At 72.0% G+C, this 19,697-nt stretch carries 20 protein-coding genes and 1 pseudogene; 10 read left to right on the top strand and 11 right to left on the bottom strand.

The window, feature by feature from the left end:
* Positions 1–147: 147 nt before the first annotated feature.
* On the top strand, positions 148–1,314 hold the full coding sequence (locus H305_RS0106750) for a S1 family peptidase (protein ID WP_028799744.1): 1,167 nt from the start codon (positions 148–150) through the stop codon (positions 1,312–1,314).
* A gap of 131 nt (positions 1,315–1,445) precedes the next feature.
* A pseudogene (locus tag H305_RS54460) lies at positions 1,446–1,730 on the top strand (hypothetical protein); the annotation flags it as partial.
* Between the two features lie 107 nt (positions 1,731–1,837).
* Here the strand turns inward: H305_RS54460 and pyrE are convergent.
* The 3 genes from pyrE to H305_RS0106730 all read right to left on the bottom strand — a co-directional run bounded on the left by pyrE (position 1,838) and on the right by H305_RS0106730 (position 3,905).
* On the bottom strand, positions 1,838–2,377 hold the full coding sequence (gene pyrE, locus H305_RS0106740) for an orotate phosphoribosyltransferase (RefSeq protein ID WP_028799742.1): 540 nt from the start codon (positions 2,375–2,377) through the stop codon (positions 1,838–1,840).
* 220 nt (positions 2,378–2,597) lie between these two features.
* Positions 2,598–3,386: an SAM-dependent methyltransferase gene (locus H305_RS0106735; protein WP_028799741.1), complete on the bottom strand. Its 789-nt coding sequence runs from the start codon at positions 3,384–3,386 to the stop codon at positions 2,598–2,600.
* 177 nt (positions 3,387–3,563) lie between these two features.
* Positions 3,564–3,905 carry a winged helix-turn-helix transcriptional regulator gene (locus H305_RS0106730; RefSeq protein WP_028799740.1) on the bottom strand — a complete coding sequence of 114 codons (342 nt, stop codon included), beginning with the start codon at positions 3,903–3,905 and terminating at the stop codon, positions 3,564–3,566.
* 39 nt (positions 3,906–3,944) lie between these two features.
* Between H305_RS0106730 and H305_RS0106725 the strand changes: the two genes are divergently transcribed.
* Positions 3,945–4,505 carry a carboxymuconolactone decarboxylase family protein gene (locus H305_RS0106725; protein WP_028799739.1) on the top strand — a complete coding sequence of 187 codons (561 nt, stop codon included), beginning with the start codon at positions 3,945–3,947 and terminating at the stop codon, positions 4,503–4,505.
* A gap of 286 nt (positions 4,506–4,791) precedes the next feature.
* Here H305_RS0106725 and H305_RS0106720 read toward each other — a convergent pair whose 3' ends face one another.
* Together H305_RS0106720 and H305_RS44690 are read right to left on the bottom strand one after the other, a co-directional pair.
* Positions 4,792–6,027, bottom strand: a complete 1,236-nt coding sequence (locus tag H305_RS0106720; RefSeq protein ID WP_028799738.1) for an NAD(P)/FAD-dependent oxidoreductase — start codon at positions 6,025–6,027, stop codon at positions 4,792–4,794.
* Between the two features lie 457 nt (positions 6,028–6,484).
* Positions 6,485–7,141, bottom strand: a complete 657-nt coding sequence (locus tag H305_RS44690) for a sigma-70 family RNA polymerase sigma factor (protein WP_078628906.1) — start codon at positions 7,139–7,141, stop codon at positions 6,485–6,487.
* Between the two features lie 332 nt (positions 7,142–7,473).
* On the opposite strand from H305_RS44690, the gene H305_RS0106705 reads away from it, so the two are divergent.
* Positions 7,474–7,929, top strand: a complete 456-nt coding sequence (locus H305_RS0106705) for an SRPBCC family protein (protein WP_028799736.1) — start codon at positions 7,474–7,476, stop codon at positions 7,927–7,929.
* A gap of 11 nt (positions 7,930–7,940) precedes the next feature.
* Positions 7,941–8,987, top strand: coding sequence for a MerR family transcriptional regulator (locus tag H305_RS0106700; RefSeq protein ID WP_037762707.1), 1,047 nt, complete (start codon positions 7,941–7,943; stop codon positions 8,985–8,987).
* A gap of 74 nt (positions 8,988–9,061) precedes the next feature.
* Here the strand turns inward: H305_RS0106700 and H305_RS53255 are convergent, their stop codons facing one another.
* Positions 9,062–9,283, bottom strand: coding sequence for a hypothetical protein (locus tag H305_RS53255; RefSeq protein WP_158690482.1), 222 nt, complete (start codon positions 9,281–9,283; stop codon positions 9,062–9,064).
* Positions 9,284–9,372: 89 nt separating this feature from the next.
* Between H305_RS53255 and H305_RS44685 the strand changes: the two genes are divergently transcribed.
* Positions 9,373–10,386 carry an alpha/beta hydrolase gene (locus H305_RS44685; protein ID WP_051370402.1) on the top strand — a complete coding sequence of 338 codons (1,014 nt, stop codon included), beginning with the start codon at positions 9,373–9,375 and terminating at the stop codon, positions 10,384–10,386.
* A 125-nt stretch (positions 10,387–10,511) separates the two neighbouring features.
* On the opposite strand, the gene H305_RS0106685 is transcribed toward H305_RS44685, so the two are convergent.
* Complete coding sequence (locus H305_RS0106685) at positions 10,512–10,949, bottom strand: cupin (RefSeq protein WP_028799734.1); 438 nt, start codon at positions 10,947–10,949, stop codon at positions 10,512–10,514.
* A gap of 249 nt (positions 10,950–11,198) precedes the next feature.
* Positions 11,199–12,077 (bottom strand): alpha/beta fold hydrolase, encoded by an 879-nt coding sequence (locus tag H305_RS0106680; RefSeq protein ID WP_028799733.1) that lies wholly within the window; start codon positions 12,075–12,077, stop codon positions 11,199–11,201.
* A 170-nt stretch (positions 12,078–12,247) separates the two neighbouring features.
* Here H305_RS0106680 and H305_RS0106675 point away from each other — a divergent pair, with 170 nt between their 5' ends.
* Entirely contained in the window at positions 12,248–14,227 is a 1,980-nt protein-coding gene (locus H305_RS0106675) for an AfsR/SARP family transcriptional regulator (protein ID WP_028799732.1), read from the top strand.
* 369 nt (positions 14,228–14,596) lie between these two features.
* On the opposite strand, the gene H305_RS0106670 is transcribed toward H305_RS0106675, so the two are convergent.
* The 3 genes from H305_RS0106670 to H305_RS0106660 all read right to left on the bottom strand — a co-directional run bounded on the left by H305_RS0106670 (position 14,597) and on the right by H305_RS0106660 (position 16,871).
* Positions 14,597–15,043, bottom strand: a complete 447-nt coding sequence (locus tag H305_RS0106670; RefSeq protein ID WP_028799731.1) for a VOC family protein — start codon at positions 15,041–15,043, stop codon at positions 14,597–14,599.
* Between the two features lie 121 nt (positions 15,044–15,164).
* Positions 15,165–15,344 (bottom strand): hypothetical protein, encoded by a 180-nt coding sequence (locus tag H305_RS53250; RefSeq protein WP_158690481.1) that lies wholly within the window; start codon positions 15,342–15,344, stop codon positions 15,165–15,167.
* An 84-nt stretch (positions 15,345–15,428) separates the two neighbouring features.
* Complete coding sequence (locus tag H305_RS0106660; protein WP_028799730.1) at positions 15,429–16,871, bottom strand: aldehyde dehydrogenase; 1,443 nt, start codon at positions 16,869–16,871, stop codon at positions 15,429–15,431.
* Positions 16,872–17,062: 191 nt separating this feature from the next.
* Here H305_RS0106660 and H305_RS0106655 point away from each other — a divergent pair, with 191 nt between their 5' ends.
* The 3 genes from H305_RS0106655 to H305_RS0106640 all read left to right on the top strand — a co-directional run bounded on the left by H305_RS0106655 (position 17,063) and on the right by H305_RS0106640 (position 19,693).
* Positions 17,063–17,551, top strand: a complete 489-nt coding sequence (locus tag H305_RS0106655; protein ID WP_037762824.1) for a TetR/AcrR family transcriptional regulator — start codon at positions 17,063–17,065, stop codon at positions 17,549–17,551.
* Between the two features lie 236 nt (positions 17,552–17,787).
* Complete coding sequence (locus tag H305_RS0106650) at positions 17,788–17,967, top strand: hypothetical protein (protein ID WP_028799728.1); 180 nt, start codon at positions 17,788–17,790, stop codon at positions 17,965–17,967.
* 652 nt (positions 17,968–18,619) lie between these two features.
* Complete coding sequence (locus tag H305_RS0106640) at positions 18,620–19,693, top strand: alpha/beta fold hydrolase (protein WP_028799727.1); 1,074 nt, start codon at positions 18,620–18,622, stop codon at positions 19,691–19,693.
* The last annotated feature ends 4 nt before the right edge of the window (positions 19,694–19,697 follow it).

Genomic DNA, 19,697 nt, shown 5'->3' with positions numbered 1-19,697 from the left:
ACAGTGTCAGCTCCGGACCAATTACCCCTCGCATTGGCATGGACCTGCCCATGATCACCCGCTAGGCTCTGCCGCGACACCAGACTGAGAGCGCTCTCAGGGCTCTGTTCCACCCCCACCCAGATGGAACGACGAAGGGCAACCCCCATGAGACGCACCACCTCCAGCCTCGCAGGCCTCGCCGCACTGCTCACGTTCGGCACCTGCGTCACCACGGGCACCCTGCCCGCCTCGGCCAGCGACTCCCCGATACGCGGCCGGTCGGCCGAGGCCCCCGCCTCCACCGCCCTCCTATCGGCCATGCGACGGGATCTGCACCTGTCGAGGACCGAGGCCACCGCACGGCTGGCCGCCGAGCAGCGCGCCACCGCCGTGGAACCGAAGGCCCGCCGAGCCGCGCATACCTCCTTCGGGGGCTCATGGTTCGACGCCGCCGACAGTCGGCTGACCGTCGGCGTCACCTCCGACGCGTCCCCCGCGACACGACGGGCGATACGGGCCACCGGAGCGGCCGTCCGCACCGTGGCACACACCGCGCGGCAACTCGACGCCGCCAAAGCGCGCATCGACGAGCTGTCCGCACCGGCGAGCGTCAGCAGCTGGCACGTCGACCCGAAGGCCAGCACCGTGATCGTGAACGTCGCCCCGGGCGCGCGCGATGACAACGATGTCCAGCGCTTCCTCGCAAAGGCCCGCAAGGCCGGCCCCATGACCGTCGAGCAGACGGCGGGCGCCCCGCGGACCCTCGCGGCAGGAACGGTGGGCGGCGACCCGTACTACACCGGCAACGTCCGCTGCTCCATCGGCTTCTCCGTGTACGGCGGGTTCGTCACCGCGGGGCACTGCGGACAGCCCGGCGCCGGAGTCAGCGGCTGGGACAGGTCCTACATTGGCAACTTCCAGGGCTCGTCGTTCCCGGACAACGACTACGCCTGGGTCAACGTCGGCAGCGGCTGGTGGACGGTCCCCGTCGTCCTCGGCTGGGGAACGGTCTCCGACCAGCTCGTGCGCGGTTCGGCGGAGGCCCCCGTCGGCGCCTCCATCTGCCGCTCGGGATCGACCTCGCACTGGCACTGCGGCACGGTGCTCGCCAAGAACGAGACCGTCAACTACAGCCAGGGCGCGGTCCATCAGATGACCAAGACCAACGTCTGCGCCGAACCCGGCGACTCCGGAGGCTCGTTCATCAGCGGTGACCAGGCCCAGGGCGTCACCTCCGGCGGCTGGGGCAACTGCTCCAGCGGCGGCGAGACCTGGTTCCAGCCCGTCAACGAGATCCTCAACCGGTACGGTCTGACGCTCCACACGGCCTGACCTCCCCGCAAGGCGGCGGGCCCTGCCGGCTCTCCACGGCAGGGCCCGCCGCACTGCCCGAGGCCTCACCTCGATGCCTTGCACAGTGTCCACAGGGGTGGTGGTCGGGCCGGCGTGTGAACGGGCCCGCGATGTCAGTCCGTCGGGACGACCGGACCGGTCAGGGGCACAACCACCTGGCACAGCACCTTGCGGGGGTGCCTCGCCGAACTGCCGCTTCCGGCGGATCCCACCCTGGTACGTCTGATGGCCGCCCACCGGCTCAGGCCCCCGGCGCCCCTCACCCCCGAGCAGCGCGACCGGCTCGCCTGCACCCCGCCGGCTGCCTCCAGACCCCGCACTGCACCGCTCCGGAGACCGCCGCGCGCCTGGGGATCCATCCCCGGACCGCCCGCCGGCGTCTCCACCGGGTCCACCGTATGTTCGGTGAAGCCCTCGCCGATCCCGACGCCCTCCTCGAGAGCGAGGCCGCGCTCGGCCGCGGAGCGCCGGACCCCGACGGCAGCCGAGAACGCGGCTCGTCTCACGGGCAGTCGGAGACGGCGTCCCGCAGGTCCGTGGCGGTCAGCAGGGAGATGAGCTCGATGTCCTCGGCGGCGAGGGCATCGGTCCCGCCCTGCTCACGGTCGATCACGCACAGAGCCGCGCCGACCTCCGCGCCCAGGGCTCGCAGGTCGGCGGTCGACAGCACGATCTGTCCGCCGCTGGTGACGACGTCCTCGACCACCAGCACCTTGCGCCCGACCACCTCCGCGCCCTCGGCGAGACGGCAAGTACCGTACGGCTTCGCCTGCTTGCGGACGAACGCGCACGGCAGTCCCGTGTGCCGGCCCAGGGCGGTGACGACAGGGATACCGCCCATCTCCAGCCCGGCCAGCACCTCGGTGCCGGCCGGCACCAGGGAGGCCATCGCGCGGGCCGTCTCGTCGAGGAGCACCGGGTCGCCCTCGAAGCGGTATTTGTCGAAGTACTCCGCCGTGGTGCGTCCCGAGCGCAGAGTGAACTGCCCGGTCAGGTGGGAGACGGCATGGATACGGCGAGCGAGATCGGAGTGTGTGGTCACAGGGTCTCAGTCTCCCAGACCTCGCCGCGGGGCCTTGTCGGGGGTGAACATATCCGGCCCAGGCCCCCTGTCGAGGCCGCGACGGGTCGGACCCGGCCGTTCCGCACGCCCCGTCCGTCGCGGTGCGCGCGTGTTCGTCGCCATGCCCGCGGTCGTGGCCACGCGCCCTCGGTCGTGGCCACGCGCACGCGTTCTCGCGGTGTGCGTGGAGCGGTGGCCGTCAGCGGACGCGCGCCACGCCGGCGTAGATGCCGCTCCCCTCGGGCGACGGCGACGGGGTGCCCTTGAACCACTCCGGGGCCGTCACCAGGCCCGGGTCGACGAGGTCCAGGCCGTCGAAGAACCGGTCGACCTCGGGGCGGGTGCGGAAGCCGAGCCGGATGCCGCCCTTCGCGTACTCAGCGGTGACCTGCTCCGCGAGCTCCGGGTAGAGATCCGACGCCGCGTGGGAGAGCACCAGGTGGCTGCCGGGCGGCAGGGCGGCGAGCAGATCGCTCACGATGCCGTACGGGTCCTGGTCGTCGGGGATGAAGTGCATCAGCGCGATCAGGGACAGGGCGATGGGACGCTCGAAGTCGAGTACGCCCCGGGCGTGTTCGAGAATCTCGCGCGGCCGGCGGACGTCCGCCTGGATGTAGTCGGTGGCCCCCTCGGGGCGGCTGACCAGCAGGGCCTCCGCGTGCCGCAGCACGATCGGGTCGTTGTCCGTATAGACGACCTTCGCGGCCGGCGTGAGTCGCTGGACTATCTGGTGGAGGTTGGGCTCGGTGGGGATGCCCGTGCCGATGTCGAGGAACTGGTCGATGCCCTGTCCGGCGAGCCAGGCGGCGGCCCGATGCATGAACTCGCGGTTCTGCCGGGCCGCGTCGCGCGCCTCGGCCGGGAGCTTCTCGGCCACCGCCTCGTCGACGGGGTAATTGTCCTTGCCGCCCAGAAGCCAGTCGTACACCCTCGCGGGGTGCGCCTTGCTCGTGTCGATCTGCTGGGGGCCGGGGGTGCCGGTCGTCATGGCGGACTCCGTCGCGCGAGGTGACCTGGGGTGCTGACGATCATCGAGTCTCGCACATCATGTCGCCTTGCGGAGCACGGCAGTTGGCGGGCGCGACAGCGCGGTTCGGCCATCCTGGCACCTCGGCGCCCCGGCACCGACGCCGACGCCGATGCCGATGCCGATGCCCGTCGGGGCTCAGTCGTCCGCCGGCCTGGGGCGCCAGTCCGTGGCCCAGGCATCGAGCGGCGCGAGTCGTCCGAGCAGGGCCGTGCCCTGTCCGGTGAGCACATAGCCGTCGCCCGTGTGCTCGACGAGGTCCGCCTCCGCGAGCTCACGGAGCCTGGCCGCCAGGACACTTGACGACACCCCGTCGCAACGCTGCTGGAGCTGCCGGAAGGTCGGCGCGGACCCGTCCCGCAGCTCCCACAGAACGCGCAGCACCCAGCGCCGCCCCAGGAGGTCGAGCAGCGCCATGATCGGGCGCCCGGTGTGTGAACCGCGGACCCGTCGGCCGGGCAGCGGGGTCGGTCGCGTCATCTGCTTCCCTTTCCGAAGCGCCGACACTAGCATCCCGCCATGCCTCTGAATTCGAAGCAACCGCGCATCGAACCCCTCGCGCCGCCGTACGACGAGGAGACCGCGGCGGCCCTCGATCTCCTCGGGCCGCCGATCCAGTTGTTCCGGATCTGGGCCCGGCGCCCGGACCTCGCCCGCGGCGTCGCGGGCTGGGGCCGCTACTACTTCTCCCAGCGCTCCGCCCTCACCGTCCGCCGCCGCGAACTGGTCATCGACCGGACGACCTCGCTGTGCGGCGCCGACTACGAATGGGGCGTCCACGTCGCCGCGTTCGCCGGGAAGGCAGGTCTCGGCGCGGAGCAACTCACGTCGCTGGCCTCCGGGATGCCGGCCGACGACTGCTGGGACGCGGACGACCGGGCCGTGCTGGAAGCGGTCGACGAGCTCCACCGGACGTACGACCTCTGCGACGGGACCTGGGCGTCGCTGGTCGCGGTCGCCGGCGAGGACGCGGCACTCGAAGCGGTCCTGATCTGCGGCTGGTACCACGCCGTCTCGTTCGCGGTCCGGGCCCTGCGGCTGCCCTTTGAGCCCGGCACCGGACCGATCGGTGCGCCGTGACAGTCCCGTCGGCCGACCGGCCGCGCCGCCGTTCCGGTGGGAGCGCGTGCCGGGCCGACCGCGTGAGTGTCGCGCTCATGGCACCCGTGCCCTCCTTCGCACCCGTGCCGCCCGTGCCCTCCGTGACGCCCGCGGCGCCGGTGCCCTCCGTGCCCTCCGTTCCGTCCGCGGCGCCCGTCGCGCCCGCCGTGCCCCCCGGACCGTCGTGGCGCGACCTGCCATCGCGTCGGCGCCAGGTCGTGCCACGCCGTCCGTCCTCGCGGGTGCGGTCCGCGCCCCGGTCCGGCTACCGGCCCGAGTGGCGCAGCACCGCGCGCGCCGCCCGGCCGCCGGAGGCCAGGGCACCCTGCACCGAGCCGGTGGCCCGGTGGTCGCCGCACACGTAACGGCCGGAGCCGACACGGGTCGTGCGGGTGAGCGGCTGCGGGGGCGGCATCGCGGGCAGGGCGTCCGCGATGGTACGGACCGCCACCCGGCTCCATCCCGCCGTGTCCGTGTCGTACGCCTCGGCCAGCGCCTCGCGCACCAGGTCCTCGCGGCCCGGCGTGTCCTCGCCGAGGACGGACGTGACGACCAGAGCGGCCCCGCGTGGAGCGTAGCCGGGCACCACTTCGCTGAGGACGCACGTGTTGACGAACCGGCGCCGCGCGTCGGTCATCAGGGTCGGCTCGGTCAGCGGTGACGTGGGGGCGGCGTGGTAGTACGACGTGACGGTGCGGTAGGCCGGGACCGGCAGGCCGGGCAGCAGCCGGGTGGCCGGGCCGGGCCCGGTCGCCACCACGACGGCGCGGGCGGCGGTCTCGGTGCCGTCGGCGCCGAGCACCCCTTCGTCGGTGAGGCGTCGGACGGGGTGATCGAGGCGGAGGGTGCCCGGCGGCAGCGAGGCCGCCAGTTGGGCGGGGACGGCGCCGACACCCGTGGCGGGCAGGCACAGCGTGCCGCGCAGCATGCTGCGCCACACGAGGTGGAAGACCCGGCTGGACGTCTCCAGTTCGTCCTCCAGGAAGACACCCGACAGGAACGGCCGCAGGGCGTCTTCGACGAACTTCCCGGACAGACCACAGGCGTTGAGGGCGTGGCGGGTCGTGTGCTCCGTGCCGCGTTTCAGCACGGCTGCCGGCGCGAGCGCGTCGCGGGCCGACAGCCTGCCCAGGGCGAGCAGGTCGCGCGTGCCTGCGCCGTGCCTGGACAGCCACCCCGCGGCGTGCCGGGGCCGTCGGCTGGGGTCGCTGAGGCGGATGCGTCCCCGGTCGGTGTGCGCAAGGAATCCCGGAGTGAAGGGGCGCAGGCGCAGAGGGCGGAGCTCCAGACGTCGCTTGACCTGTGGGTAGGCCGTGTTGAACACCTGGAAGCCCCGGTCCACCACGAAACCGTCGACGCGGTCGGAGCGCATCCGCCCGCCGACCCCGTCCGAGGCTTCGAGGACGCGCACCTTCATCCCGGCGGCGCTCAGGTCGCTCGCACAGGCGAGTCCCGCCAGGCCGGCGCCGATCACGACGACGTCCGCTTCATCAGTGGGCATTGCCCTGTCCTTTCGTACCGGGGAACAGCGGACGGTCCGTCGCACGGTGCGGCGGACGACCGGCGCGCGCCTGCGTGCGGATGGCCTGCCAGACGCGGGGTGGTGGAGCGTGCAAAGGGTCGTTCGGGCGTGAGCTCCTGCCCGCGGCCACGACGCGCCGGAATTCCGCGAGCCGGCGCCGGCACGGCGCGCATTCGGCGAGGTGGCGTGCGTACACCGGGCGTGGCACCTCCCCGTCGTCGAGGGCGTGCTGCGCCAGGTCGGCGGGATGCAGGTGGGGGGCCTGCCGGGGATCGCTCATCGGTCACACCTCCGCGGTCGATCGGCGCCGTCGTGCACACGGCGCGAACTGCGGACGACGCTTTCTCTTCGCCGCGACGCGGCCCCTTCGGATGCAGCTGGCGCAAGACGACCGCCCAGGAGCGCCGACTCAGGTCGCATCGATGCTGCGTCGGTACTACGGGTGGTCACCCGTGGCCACGGGGGCCGTCGGCTGGTGGAAGGCCGCGTCGGCGTCCCGGAGCCTGCGGCCGAGCCGGTGCAGGCCACGCCGGGCGTGACTCTTGACCGTGCCGAGCGGCCAGCCGGTGAGCCGCGCGATCTGGGTCTGTGTGAGGTCGTCGTAGAAGGCGAGGCTGAGCACGCGCCGCTGCGGTGCGGGCAGTCGGTCCAGTTCGACCCCGATGACGACGCGGTCCACCACGGCGTCCGGCCGGGGCGGGCCGTCGTGGGTGTCCAGCGACAGCTTCGCGCCTGCCGCCGCGACGAGTTCGGAGCGCCGGGTACGGGCCGAGAGCGCGTCGGCGATCTTGCGCCGGGTGATGCCCACCAGCCAGGCCGAGAGCTCACCGCGTTCGGGCGAGTAGCCGCCGCGGCCGCGCCAGGCCGCCAGGAACACCACCTGGGTGACGTCCTCGGCCTCGCGCGCGTCGCCCAGGGATCGCCTCGCGAGTGTGTACACCAGCGAGCCCCATCGTCGGTACATGGCCGTCAGGCAGGCTTCGTCCCCTCGTCGGAATCCTTCGGCGAGCTGCTCGTCGGCGAGTGACTCCTCCACCGGCGCCCACAGCGACATGTCGTCGCGGGAGTGCTCGCGGGTCTGGATGGTGGTCATGACGACTGCTCCTCGCGCCGTGGAAGACCGTCTCCTCGCGGGATCGGCGTCTGTCCCGGCGGAAGCGGCGGACCGTGCGTTCGCCGTGCCGTCCCTCGGATGCCGGGGTGCGCCGGTCGCTCCGGGCGACGTCACGCTCCCACCATGCGGCGCAGGAATGCATCGATACAACTTGCATCGAGTCTGCATCGATATGCCCTCGCAGCGTGCTCCCCCCGAGGTGGGTCCTCCTCTTGGGTGACACCCGCATCCATGGCGGTGGTCCGCGCCGAAGGGAGGGTGTCCACCCGCACCGGCGATGTCCGCCGGGACGTCCGAGAGGGAAGAGGCCCATGGTCCGAGTCGAGCGCACCGTCCTCCTTGGCCATCCGCTGTCCGATGTCTTGCCCTGGCTCGCGGACTTCTCCCATGCCGTGGCCTGGGATCCCGGCACAGTCAGCTGCGAGCGGGTCGGGAGAGGCCCGGTCGCCAAAGGCGCCGAGTGGCTCAACGTGTCGGAATTCCGCGGCCGTCGCACCGAACTGCGCTACCGGCTCGTGCGGCACCAGCACGATCGTCTGACCTTCGTGGGACGCAACAGGACCGCTACGTCGACGGACGACATGCTCTTCGAGAGCCGGGGCGGGCACACGCTGCTCGTCTACCGGGCCCGCATCGATTTCCACGGCTGGGTCCGGCTGGCCGGCCCCCTGCTGAAGCGGGAGTTCGAACGCCTCGGCAACGAGGTCTCCCGGCAGCTGCCGCAGGCCCTCGACCAGCACTTGGGCTCCGGCGTCCGGCTGAACTGAGGGGACTCGCCATGGAGGTGAACGCCCACCGGGCGGCGGGACCCGCCGACGCAGGTGTGACGACCGGGTTCCTGGCGCGCAAACTGGGTGTCTCCCCCATGACGTTGCGGTCCTGGGACCGCCGGTACGGGCTGGGGCCGGCCGTACGGACGGACGGTCGGCATCGTCGCTGGTCCCCGGACGATGTCCGCATGGTGCAGGAGATGTGCAGGCTGACGACGGCGGGCGTGCCGCCCGCGGAGGCCGCCCGTACGGCCAAGAGACATGCCCGTACCCGCGGCGCGCCGACGGCCGACCCGCTCGGCACGCCCCCCGGGACGACGGACGGGCCCGCGGTCACGGACTCCGCGCGCACCCCGCATCCCGAGGACGAGGCCCTGGACGGCGAACCGCTCGCCGGGGACGCGCGCACGCGATGCCGGGGACTGGCCTCCGCCGCCGTCCGGCTGGACGGCGCGGCCGTGCAGCGGCACCTGACCTGCGCCGTACGCACCCACGGCCTGGCCACGGCCTGGGAAGAGGTGATGATGCCCGCCCTGCACGCGGTCGGACGCAAGTGGCAGGCTTCGGACGACCGTCATGTCGAGGTCGAGCACCTGTTGTCCTGGCACGTCTCGGCCACCCTGCGCCATGCGTATGTGACCGCGACCGCGGCCCCGGAAGCACGCCAGGGTGCCTCCCCCGTCCTCCTCGGGTGTGTCCCGGGCGAACCGCACACCTTGCCGATCGAGGCGCTCGGCGCCGCCCTCGCGGAGCAGGGAGCAGCCGCCCTGATGCTGGGCGGCGACGTCCCGGCGGAGGCGTTCCTCGCGGCCGTCCATCGCGTGAGCCCTCTCGCCGTGGTCCTGTGGTCCCAGTCCCGCTCCACCTCGAGCCTCCCGCTGGCACGTCACATCGCCGCCGAACAATGGGGAGTTCAAGGCGCCCGGACCCGCACCACGGTGCTGTTGTGCGGGCCCGGCTGGGACCGGCGGCCCGAGCCCGGGCTGCTGCGGCCGTACGGGCTGCGCGACGCCGTTCGCATGATCGGCTCGCTCGAGGCCGAGCAGCCGAACTGAGCTCTCCGTGACCGGCGGCGCGGTCGCCGGCCATGGGAAGCCCCCGGAAGCCCCCGTCTCCTGCGGGTCTGTCGCTACTGGTCCTCGATGGTCACTGTGGCCCGGGTGCCCTTGGTGACGAAGAGGTACGCGGTCGAGGCGGAGTTCGATGCGAAGCGGAGGCGCACGTGGGTGGTGCCCGTCCGGTCCATCGCGGCGGGCCCCGCCGCCGACAGGTCGGTGGAGGACCTGCTGCCGAGGCGAAACCCACAAGAACGCCCCCGTCCATGGGTGTGGTCGGTTGCATGTGCGCGCATGCGGAGGCGTTGCGGAGGGCACACGGTTTCGAAGCCCGCCTCGTGCGTGACACGGGCGGGACCGTCTCCCGATTCCGACTGGATGGCCCGTGGAACTGAACCCCCCGCCGTTCGACGGCGAGCTCGAAGGCCTGGCCGACGCGCTGGCACAGCACATGAACAGCGCGCTGTCGCCGGGCGAGCTGGTCTCGCTGCGTGCCGAGCAGGTTCCCTTGATGCCCACGAACGAGGACCTCGCCCGCGACGGCGCCTTCCACGTCGAGGAACGGACCGTCCCGGGCCCGGTCGGCGCGCCCGGCGTCCGCCTCCTCGTGTGCCGCCCGTCGGGTGCCCGAGGAGCTCTGCCGGTGCTGTTCCATCTGCACGGCGGCGGCATGATCATGGGCAGCAGTCGCCTCGGGGTGGACTCTCTCCTGCCCTGGGCGGCGGAACTCCAACTCGCGGTGGTGTCCGTGGAGTACCGGCTGGCACCCGAGCACCCGTACCCGGCCGCCTTGGACGACTGCGTCGCCGCGCTGGAGTGGCTCGCCGGACATGCCGAGGACGTCGCGATCGATCCCGAGCGCATCGTCGTGACCGGAGTCAGTGGAGGCGGCGGGCTCGCCGCGGCCCTGTGTCTGCTCACCCGGGACCGCGGGGGCCCGCGGCCACTGGGGCAGATGCTTCTCTGCCCGATGCTCGACGACCGCAACGACAGCCCCTCCGCCCGGCAGATGGAGGGGCGGGGAATCTGGGACAGGGAGTCCAACGGCACCGCCTGGCGGCACTTCCTGGGCGGTCTGCACGGCAGCGACGACGTACCCGGCTACGCGGCTCCGGCACGGGCGGAGGATCTGTCCGGACTTCCCCCGGCGTTCCTGGACGTGGGTTCGGCGGAGACGTTCCGCGACGAGGTGGTCGCCCACGCCTCGCGCATCTGGCAGGCCGGCGGAGTGGCCGAACTGCACGTGTGGCCCGGGGGTTTCCACGGATTCGACTTCGCCGCTCCGCAGGCGACCGTCTCACGCGAGGCGCGCGCGGCGAGACTGCGCTGGCTGCGCCGTCTTCTCTCCGCCGGCTCCCCCGCCGAGCCCGGACCCGCACCCGAAGGCCACAGGCGCTGAGGCCCCTCTCCGGCACCCCCACCGCTCCCCGGCGACGCCCACGGCCCGCGCCAGGCCCCTCGCCGGAGCGCGGGGCTGCCCGACAGGGCAGCCCCGCGACGGGGGAACAGGCCGTCCGGGAAGGGCTATTGGAAGTCGCACCCGGGGTTCACCGCGTCCTCCGAGAAGGGGGCGCCGTGCGGCAGGACGTAGAGGACTTCGAGGACGACGTCCGTGGTTCCCAGGTTCCTGCCGATGTGCACGTTGCCGGGGCCCGCCGGCTCCTTCAGGGCGCTGCCTGTGGGGTAGACGCCGTCCGACGTGCACGCGGCGTCGAAATGGGACAGGGTCCCCTGCTTGACGTACCCGTAGAGGACGCCGTCGTGGTAGTGCCATCCGGTCGCCTGACCAGGCGGTATGGTCACCTCCCGCAGGATGTAGTCGGTGCCGCCGACCGTGGTCTGTGAGATGACCCGGCCGGTGACCCCGGGGCCCGCAGGTGTCGCCTGCGCGCCGGGGGCCAGTGCCGAGACGGCGGTGATCAGTGATCCGGCGACGGCCAGTCGAGCCAGTGTGTGCGTCACGCAGGTCCTCCTCGTAGAAACTCACCGCCTCGCCTCGTGGTCGGGGCCACCGACGAATCCGTCCCCGGGGCCGCGAGGCACTGCGGCCGGCATCCTTGGTACGACCGGCTCGGCCACAACTCGCCTGCGCCTGAGTCGACTTGGCCCATTCTGGTCGTACGCGGTCCAGGGCGGCCACCGGTTCCGGGATGCGTGCGGGCCCGTTCGGGGTGCGCGCCCGGAGTTCCGCTCGAGCCGGCCCCGCGTCGGTCAGCGGGCCATCAGGTCCCGCAGGGCCTTCACGATGTCGCCGGGTGCCTCCTCGGCCATGAAGTGACCGCACGACACGGTGGAGTGCCGCAGGTCCGTGGCCCAGGCGCCCCACAGTGCGGCGGCCTCGTACCCGAGGGCCGCGCCCCAGTCCTGCTGAAGCACCGACACCGGCATGGTGAGCCGCTTCCCGCTCGCGCGGTCCGCCTGGTCGTGCTCGACGTCGATGCCCGCCGAGGCGCGGTAGTCGGCGACGATGGACGGGACGGCGCCACGGCACGCTTCCAGGTAGACGTCGCGAACGCCGGCCGGCACGGCGTCGGGGGCCTTGGTCCAGGCGTCGAGGAAGTGGCCGAAGAAGGCGTCGGCACTGGCCTCGATCATCCGCTCGGGCAGGCCGGCAGGCTGGGCCATCAGGTAGAGGTGGAAGCCGACGGCCGCCGAGGTGCCGTGGAGTGCCTCCCACATGTCCAGGGTCGGCAGGACGTCCAGACAGGCCAGGTGGGTGACGACGTCGGGGCGGTCGAGTCCGGCCCGGAACGCGACGAGAGCGCCGCGGTCGTGGCCCGCGAGGGCGAAACGTTCGTGGCCGAGGGCGCGGGCCAGCGCGACGACGTCCTTGGCCATGGTGCGCTTCGCGTACGTCTGCGGGCCCTCCTCCCGCGGTTTGTCGCTGTCTCCGTAGCCGCGCAGGTCGGGGCAGATGACCGTGTGGTCGGCGGCGAGGTCCGCGGCGACGTGCCGCCACATCAGGTGGGTCTGCGGGAAACCGTGCAGCAGCACGATCGTTGGGCCGCTCCCGCCCACCGCGACGTGCAGTTCCACTCCGTCGTCCACCCGCACGCGCTGGTGGTCGAATCCGGTCATGGTGTGTGCCATGGCACTTCTCCTCGGCCCGGTGGCGATCGCCGTTCCTGCCGCCGTGAGGTGGTCCCCGGCGGCTGACGGGACCCAGGCTGCGGGGCGCGGATCAGCAACGGATGAACGCTTGTAGGTTGGACGGATCGGCGCGTGGGAGAAGCGGCAGGTGGAAGGGACGGGCAGCGGCGGTGAGGGTGCGGTTCGGGGTGCTCGGGGCGGTGACCGCCTGGGACGAGGCCGGTGACCCGCTGCCGCTCAGAGGACCGCGACATCGCGCGGTCCTGGCCCGGCTGGTCGTCGCCCGCCGGCGGGTGGTTCCCGTCTCCCGGCTGGTGGAGGACCTGTGGGAGGACCCCCCGGCCGACGCGGTGGGCACGGTGCGTACGTTCGTCGGCGACCTGCGGCGAGCTGTCGAACCGGACCGGGTGCCCAGAACACCGCCCCGGCTGCTGGTCACCGAGGGACCCGGATACGCGCTGCGGGCAACGAAGGACGACGTCGACGCCTGGCGGTTCGAGCAGGTGCTGGACGCCCTGGGTGACGCCGGGCCCGCGCAGGTGGCGGACCGGCTCGCCGAGGCGCTGACCTGGTGGCGCGGCCCCGCTTTCGCGGACTTCGGGGACGAACGCTGGCTGCGCGCCGAGCGCTCCCGGCTCACCGAGCTGCGGCTGCACGCCGTCGAGCGCATGGCGCAGGCGCGGATCACCCTGGGGGCGGCGGCCGAGGCGGTACCCGACCTGGACGCGCACGTCACGGAGCATCCGTGGCGCGAGGAGGCGTGGCGTCTGCTGGCGCTGGCGCTGTACCACTCCGGCCGTCAGGCCGACGCGCTGACCGTGCTGCGGCGGGCGCGCGGCATGCTCCGCGAGCATCTGGGCGTGGATCCGGGGCCTCGGCTGCGCCGGCTGGAGGAGGACGTGCTGCGGCACGCGGATCATCTGGATCCCGACGCGGCGCAGACCGTGGACGGGGTGTGGGCACGGGCCACGGCGGCCTACGAGAGTGCCGTGGCGGCGCGGGCACGGACCAGACTGGAATCGACGGCGGGGCTGATGCGGGACCTCGCCGTCACGGGCGGGGGCGGTCTGGAGGCGGCGCGGCAGCACCGGGTCGCGGCGGTGGCGGCCGCGGAACAGCTGGGTGACCCCGAGCTGACGGCACGGGTCATCGGCGTCTACGACGTACCGGCGATCTGGACGCGTTCCGACGACCCGGAGCAGGCTCGACGGCTTGTGGGAGCGGCGGAGCGGACCCTGCGGTCGCTGCCCGCGGAGGGGCACGACGCCGCACGATGCCGGTTGCTGGCGACGGTCGCCGTGGAATCACGGGGCGCGCTGCCGCCGGAGGAACCGCCGTCGGATGAGCACGCGTGGCCCGTCCGGGCGGCCCGGCGGGCGGAGGAGATCGCCCGGCGCCTCGGGGATCCGTCCCTGCTCGCCTTCGCGTTGAACGGCGTCTTCATGCAGTCGTTCCAGCGAGCCGGACTGGCGGCGCGACGCGACGCGGTCGGGGCGGAGATCGTGGCGCTCTCGGCACGGCACGACCTGGTCAGGTACGAGGTGCTGGGGCATCTGATCCGACTCCAGTCACGGTGTGCGCGGGCGGACCTGGCCGGGGCCGGCCGTCACGCGGACGCGGCGGACGAACTGGCCGCACGGCACGAGCTGCCGCTGGTGTCGGTCTTCACCACCTGGTTCCGCGCGCTGAGGGTCGCGGCGACGGAGCCGCCGGCTGCCGCCCTGGACGCCTACCGGCGGGCGGCCGGGTCGCTGCGCGGGGCCGGGATGCCCGGCCTGAGCCGCGGTCTGCTGCCGCTGGCGCTGATGAGCGTGCGGGTGCGGCACGGACTGCCCCTCGCGGGGGACGGCGACGTCGACCCCGGACCGTACGAGCCTTGGGTGCGTCCCGCGCTCCTGGTGGACGAGGGACGTGCCGAGGAGGCGCGCGAGGCACTGCGGTGTCTGGACTCACCGCCGCGTGATCTGATGTTCGAAGCGCTGTGGTGCCTCGTGGCGCGGGCCGCCGTCGCCGTGGGCGAGCGGGGCGTGATGGAGCGGGCGCGGGCGCATCTGCTGCCGGCGGCCGCCGAGGAGGCGGCGGGCAGTGGCCTGCTCACGCTGGGCCCGGTGGCGAACCGGCTGGCGGAACTCGACGCGGCGCTGCGCTGACGTGGCGACGCGGTCGGGGTCCGTCGCCCGGTCGCCCCGGCCGGTGGCCGGTTGCGGCAGGACGGGGGCCATGCAGGCGATGCCCACCGAGCCGGACCGGAAGCGCGTGCCGGGCTGTGCCGCCACGCCGGTCATGGACTGTCCGACGGCCTTGGTGACGACGTCCTTGCCACCCGAAGTCACTCACCGGACTGCGGAGTTGAGGTCCAGTTCGCGTTCGGCTCGTTCGACGACGTCATCGATGGCCGAAGAATGGCCGAGCCACCATGAGTCTCTTCGAGGCGGGCTACACGCCAAAAGGGATGCGGCAGCCTCGCCAGGCGCCGAAGCGGGGGCAGGCCGGTGCCGGCCGCCCCCTGGGGGCCGCGGTCACCGGCCGGGCAGCCGCTCCGTGATCTCCTGGAGGACCCAGCCGTTGCCGTCGGGGTCGGTGAACGACGCGAAGGACCCGTAGCTGGCACGCTCGGAGTCCGGCCCGGGCACCCGGCCGGTCTCGCCCGCCTGGTGGAAGATCCCGGTGTCGTCGTGGAAGGGGTCGCTCACCTCCACGCCGCGGCCGGTGAGTTCCTCATGAGCCTTCTCGATGTCGGAGACGATCAGGTAGAGGCCCTGGGCCGAGCCGGGTTCCGCGTCGGTGACGCCCTCGCCGAAGATGACCGAGCAGGCGGAACCCGGGGGTGTCACCTGCACGACCCGGTAGCCGTCCTTGACGGGCAGGTCCGCGTCGAGGCGACCGCCCAGCTGACGCGTGTAGAAGTCCTTGGCCCGGTCGACGTCGGAGACGGGCAGTACGACGACTTCGAGTTTCAAGTCCATGGCTGTGGTCTCGCTTTCGGGGCTCTGCCGGTGGGGGGCACCGCCGTAGGTGGGGACGACCGGCCGGGTGAGGGCACCACGGGAATCCCCTACCAATGAGCTCCAAAATACGCCAGATGCGTCAATTATCCGATTTGGCACCCGATGAGGTCACGTCCAAGAGTTCCGTGCGGAGCGCGTCGGCACGCTCATGCACCCCGTCGCCGTACGTGCGCCACTGCGACTGGACCGTGCCGCCGCGCCCGGCGAGGACGGCGGTGCGGGAGTCGACGCCCTTCGGCACGGCCTGAGCCGAGCTCACATGACCGATGCGGGTGCGCAGTTCGCGTACGGGCGGGTGTCCGCCTCGTGGTCATCGGCGCGCCCCTCGCCTCCGAACCGGCCGTCACACGGTGACGGTCTTGTACTCGATGTACTGGGCCAGCCCGACGGCCCCGTACTCTCGGCCGATCCCACTGGCCTTGAAGCCGCCGAACGGCCCGTCGAAGCCGATGGACGCGCCGTTCACGGTGACCGTGCCGGTCCGGATGCGGCGGGCGACATCGAGGGCATGCGCCTCGTCCGCCGACCACACGCCGCCCGACAGGCCGTACTCGGAGTCATTGGCGATGCGTACAGCCTCGTCCTCGTCGTCGTAGGCGATGACCACGAGGACGGGACCGAAGATCTCCTCCTGCGCGATCCGCATCGTGTTGTCGACATCGGCGAACACCGTCGGAGTGACGTAGTTGCCGCCCTCCAGACCGGGCGGGACCTGGGGGCCGCCGGTGACGAGCCGGGCGCCCTCCCGGATGCCGAGCTCGATGTAGTCGCGCACGCGCCGCTGCTGATCGCGGCGCACCATCGGGCCGATGAACGTGCCGGGGTCGCCCGGGTCGCCGACCTTCAGGGACTCCACGAGATCCTTGAGGGCGGCGACGACCTCCTCGTAGCGGCCGCGCGGCGCGAGGATCCTGGTGTGCGCGATGCAGGACTCGCCGTTGTTGAGCAGGGAGGCGAACTTCAGCCCCTGGACCGCCTTGTCCAGATCGGCGTCGGGCAGGATGACGGCGGCGGACTTGCCGCCCAGTTCCAGGCTGACCCGCTTGAGCTGCTCGCCCCCGATCGACGCGATCCTGCGGCCGGCGCGCGTCGAGCCGGTGAACGCGATCTTGTCCACGTCGCGGTGCGACACCAGGTACTCACTGGTCTCACGGTCGGCGGGAAGCACGCTGATCACCCCTTCGGGCAGGCCTGCCCGCTGGAGCAGTTCGGCCAGGAATCCCATGCTCAGGGAGTTCTCCGGGGAGACCTTGAGAACGACCGTGTTGCCCGCGAGGAGCGCGGGGATGATCTTGGCGTTGGCGGCGGAGAACGGCGAGTTCCACGGAATGACGGCGGCGACGACACCGACGGCTTCGCGGCGCAGCAGGCTGCGCACGGGCGAGGCGGGATCGCTGGGCGCGAGAGCCTCCTCCCAGTCCAGTTCCTCCGCCGCCTTGAAGTACGCGTTGGCCTGCCGCGAGAGCCCGGGCTGACCGGCGAGCGTGAACCACCGGGCCGAACCGTCCTCCGCGGAGATGAGCTCGGCGATCTTCTCCGCATGGGCCTCGCGCAGCGCGTTGTACCGCCGCAGGACGGCGATGCGGTCCGCGGGTGCCGTACGCGGCCAGGGGCCGGCGTCGAAAGCGGCACGGGCGGCCGCCACCGCGCGGTCCACGTCGGCGGGCTGGGCCTGAGCCGCACGGCCGATCACGGTCCGGTCGTGCGGGGACTGGATGTCGAGCAGCTCCGCACTGCTCGGCGCGACCCATGAGCCTCCGACGAAGAGCTGGTCATACGTGATCATCCTGGATCCCTCCGCATGCGTTCGGCGGGCTCTCTCGAGCCTTAAGTGTCACTGCATCGTAGCACTTATTTTCATGACAGCTACATTCATGCGCCAGTACGCGACCGAGGAGTCACGTCGGCGCCTAAACTGAGGAGGTGAGAGCCGACGCAGCACGCAACCTGGAAACCGTCCTGACCACCGGCGCGCGCATGCTCGCGGCCGATCCGGCCGCGAGCATCGCCGCCATCGCCGCGGAGGCCGGCGTGGACCGCCGGACGGTCTACCGGCGCTTCGCCTCGCGCGAAGCGCTCCTGGCCGCCGTCTACGAGGCCCGCCTCAACGCCATCGAAGAGGCCGTCGAGGCCGCCCGGCTGCGCGAGGCGCCCGTCACCGTGGCGCTGCACCGGTACGTGGAGGGGATCATCGCGGTCAACCGCAAGTGGCCCGTCGAGCTGACCCGGATGCGAGCCGAGGAGTCCATCCGCGAACGCCGCAACCGCGTGATCCGGGAGTTCGACGTCTTCCTGGAACGCGCCATCGACGAGGGACTGCTCCGCTCCGGCCTGCCCACGGGATGGGTGAGCTCTCTGCTGCCACAGCTGATGCACGTGGCCTCACAGCAACTGCCCGACCTCAGCGACGCCCAGGCGGCCGACCATGTCGTCGACACCCTGCTGCACGGCGTCGGCACCGCTTGATCCCCTCGCTCGACACGAAGCGATCCGACGGGTCGGCACACCTCAATTCCGTCACCACCTTGACAGGTGATGGTGATACTGCGAGCATCGTCACCAGTTCAAGCGGTATCGCGAACGGAGCCTCCTGAGCAACGATGGAGGCCGTCGCCGACATACCGCCGGCTGCGAGCAAACCGTTCACGGCGGCCGACCCGTCCGCCCGGATGGGCCCGCCGGGGCCCGGTCGAGGAGAGCAGATGTCACGCAAGGAAGTGGTCGCGGACACCGTCGCCGAAGCGGCTCGCCGCGCACGCTTCGGCACACTGCCGGAGCGCATCCGCCTGGAGGACACGGTCGAGGAGAGGCCGGCCTCGGCGCCGGACCCGGCCAAGGACGCCTTCAACTACGACGAGTGGCTCGTCCGCACGTGCCTATGAGACCCCCGGCCGGCATCGGGCGGGGATGAGCGTACGACGGCGAGGCGCGGAGACCCGGGGTCTCCGCGCCTCGCCGTCGTACGCCCGTCAAGCCGGTGACGCGGCGATCGGGAGAGACAAGGGAACGACGCGCCGAGCCACGCCGGAAACACGCGTGGGCGGCGCCGACACCCTGCACGAGGATGCGCGCGCCGCCCACAGGTGTCCGGTGAAGGCCGCCCGACGTCCCGTCAGAAGACCTGGGTGAAGCAGCCGACCGAGATGACGACCACGGCGAACACGGCCACGAGGCCCTTCGCGAAGTTCATGGGACTGCACCTTTCCGAAGTCACCACTCATCATGTGCCGACGATCGTCACACGCCAAGAATCACTAGTCAAGCCGGTGACGAACACGCCCAGTCGCGGCTACCGAGAGTGAAGGTCACCCGACGGGCGTCCCCACTCACACATCGGCAAACCTTGCGAGCTCACTCGCACGGAAGAGTCGCCGTCGCATACCTCACAGAACAGCGTCACCAGCTTGACCGGTGATGCATGCCGTGCGAGGGTCACCCCGGACGCCGATCCGGGACAGCGCCACACACCGCTACCCGGCCCGGATGGCCCGCATCGGGCATATCAGGACAATGGATTACGCGGAGGGTTTTCATATGATCAACAGGCGCACCTTCAGCAAGGCCCTGGGGCTGGGCACGGGCGCGACTGCCGTTGCGGTGACCGGTCTGCACGGCCTCCCGAGCGCCTCCGCCGCCCCGGGGTCACGGCACTCGACGCCGGCACGGGCCGGGACCGCACCCACGGCCGTCCCCGGTGACCACACGTCCTTCGCCTCGGTGAAGCAGATCAAGGCCGGGCTGCTGGACGTCGGCTACGCAGAGATGGGCCCCGCACACGGCCCCGTGGTCATCTGCCTGCACGGCTGGCCCTACGACATCCACAGCTTCGTCGACGTCGCACCACTGCTGGCGGCGGAGGGCTACCGCGTGATCGTGCCCTACCTGCGCGGCCACGGCACGACCCGGTTCCTTTCCTCCCGGACGTTCCGCAACGCCCAGCAGTCGGCGATCGCCCTCGACATCATCGCGCTGATGGACGCCCTGAAGATCCACAAGGCCGTGCTCGCCGGCTTCGACTGGGGCTCGCGGACCGCCGACATCATCGCGGCCCTGTGGCCCGAGCGTTGCAAGGCCCTGGTCTCGGTGAGCGGCTACCTCATCACGAATCTGAAGGCCAACCTCCAGCCCCTGCCCCCCAAAGCCGAGTACGCCTGGTGGTACCAGTATTACTTCGCCACGGAGCGCGGCCGGATCGCCATGGAGGACAAGACCAAGCGTCACGACCTGGCGCGGCTCGTCTGGGACACCGTCTCACCGACCTGGGACTTCGACGACGCCACCTTCGAGCGCACCGCGGCGGCCTTCGAGAACCCCGACTACACGCCCATCGTGCTGCACAACTACCGCTGGCGGCTGAGCCTCGCCGACGGCGAGCGTCGCTACGACCGTTACGAGAAGCAGCTGGCCGCGCGTCCGGTCATCACGGTGCCCACCATCACCCTCGACGCCGAGCGCGACCCCTTCACGGCGCCCGGCGACGGCTCCGCGTACCGGGACAGGTTCACCGGCAAGTACGACCACCGCACCCTCAAGGGCATCGGCCACAACCTGCCGCAGGAGGCTCCGGCGGCGTTCGCCCAGGCCGTCGTCGAAGTCGACCGCCTCTGACGTG

It is taken from the genome of Streptomyces sp. 142MFCol3.1 (assembly GCF_000424945.1).
GTDB lineage: Bacteria > Actinomycetota > Actinomycetes > Streptomycetales > Streptomycetaceae > Streptomyces > Streptomyces siamensis.
Note: the sequence above shows the minus strand (reverse complement) of the source record. Positions and strands in the feature narration are given on the sequence as shown.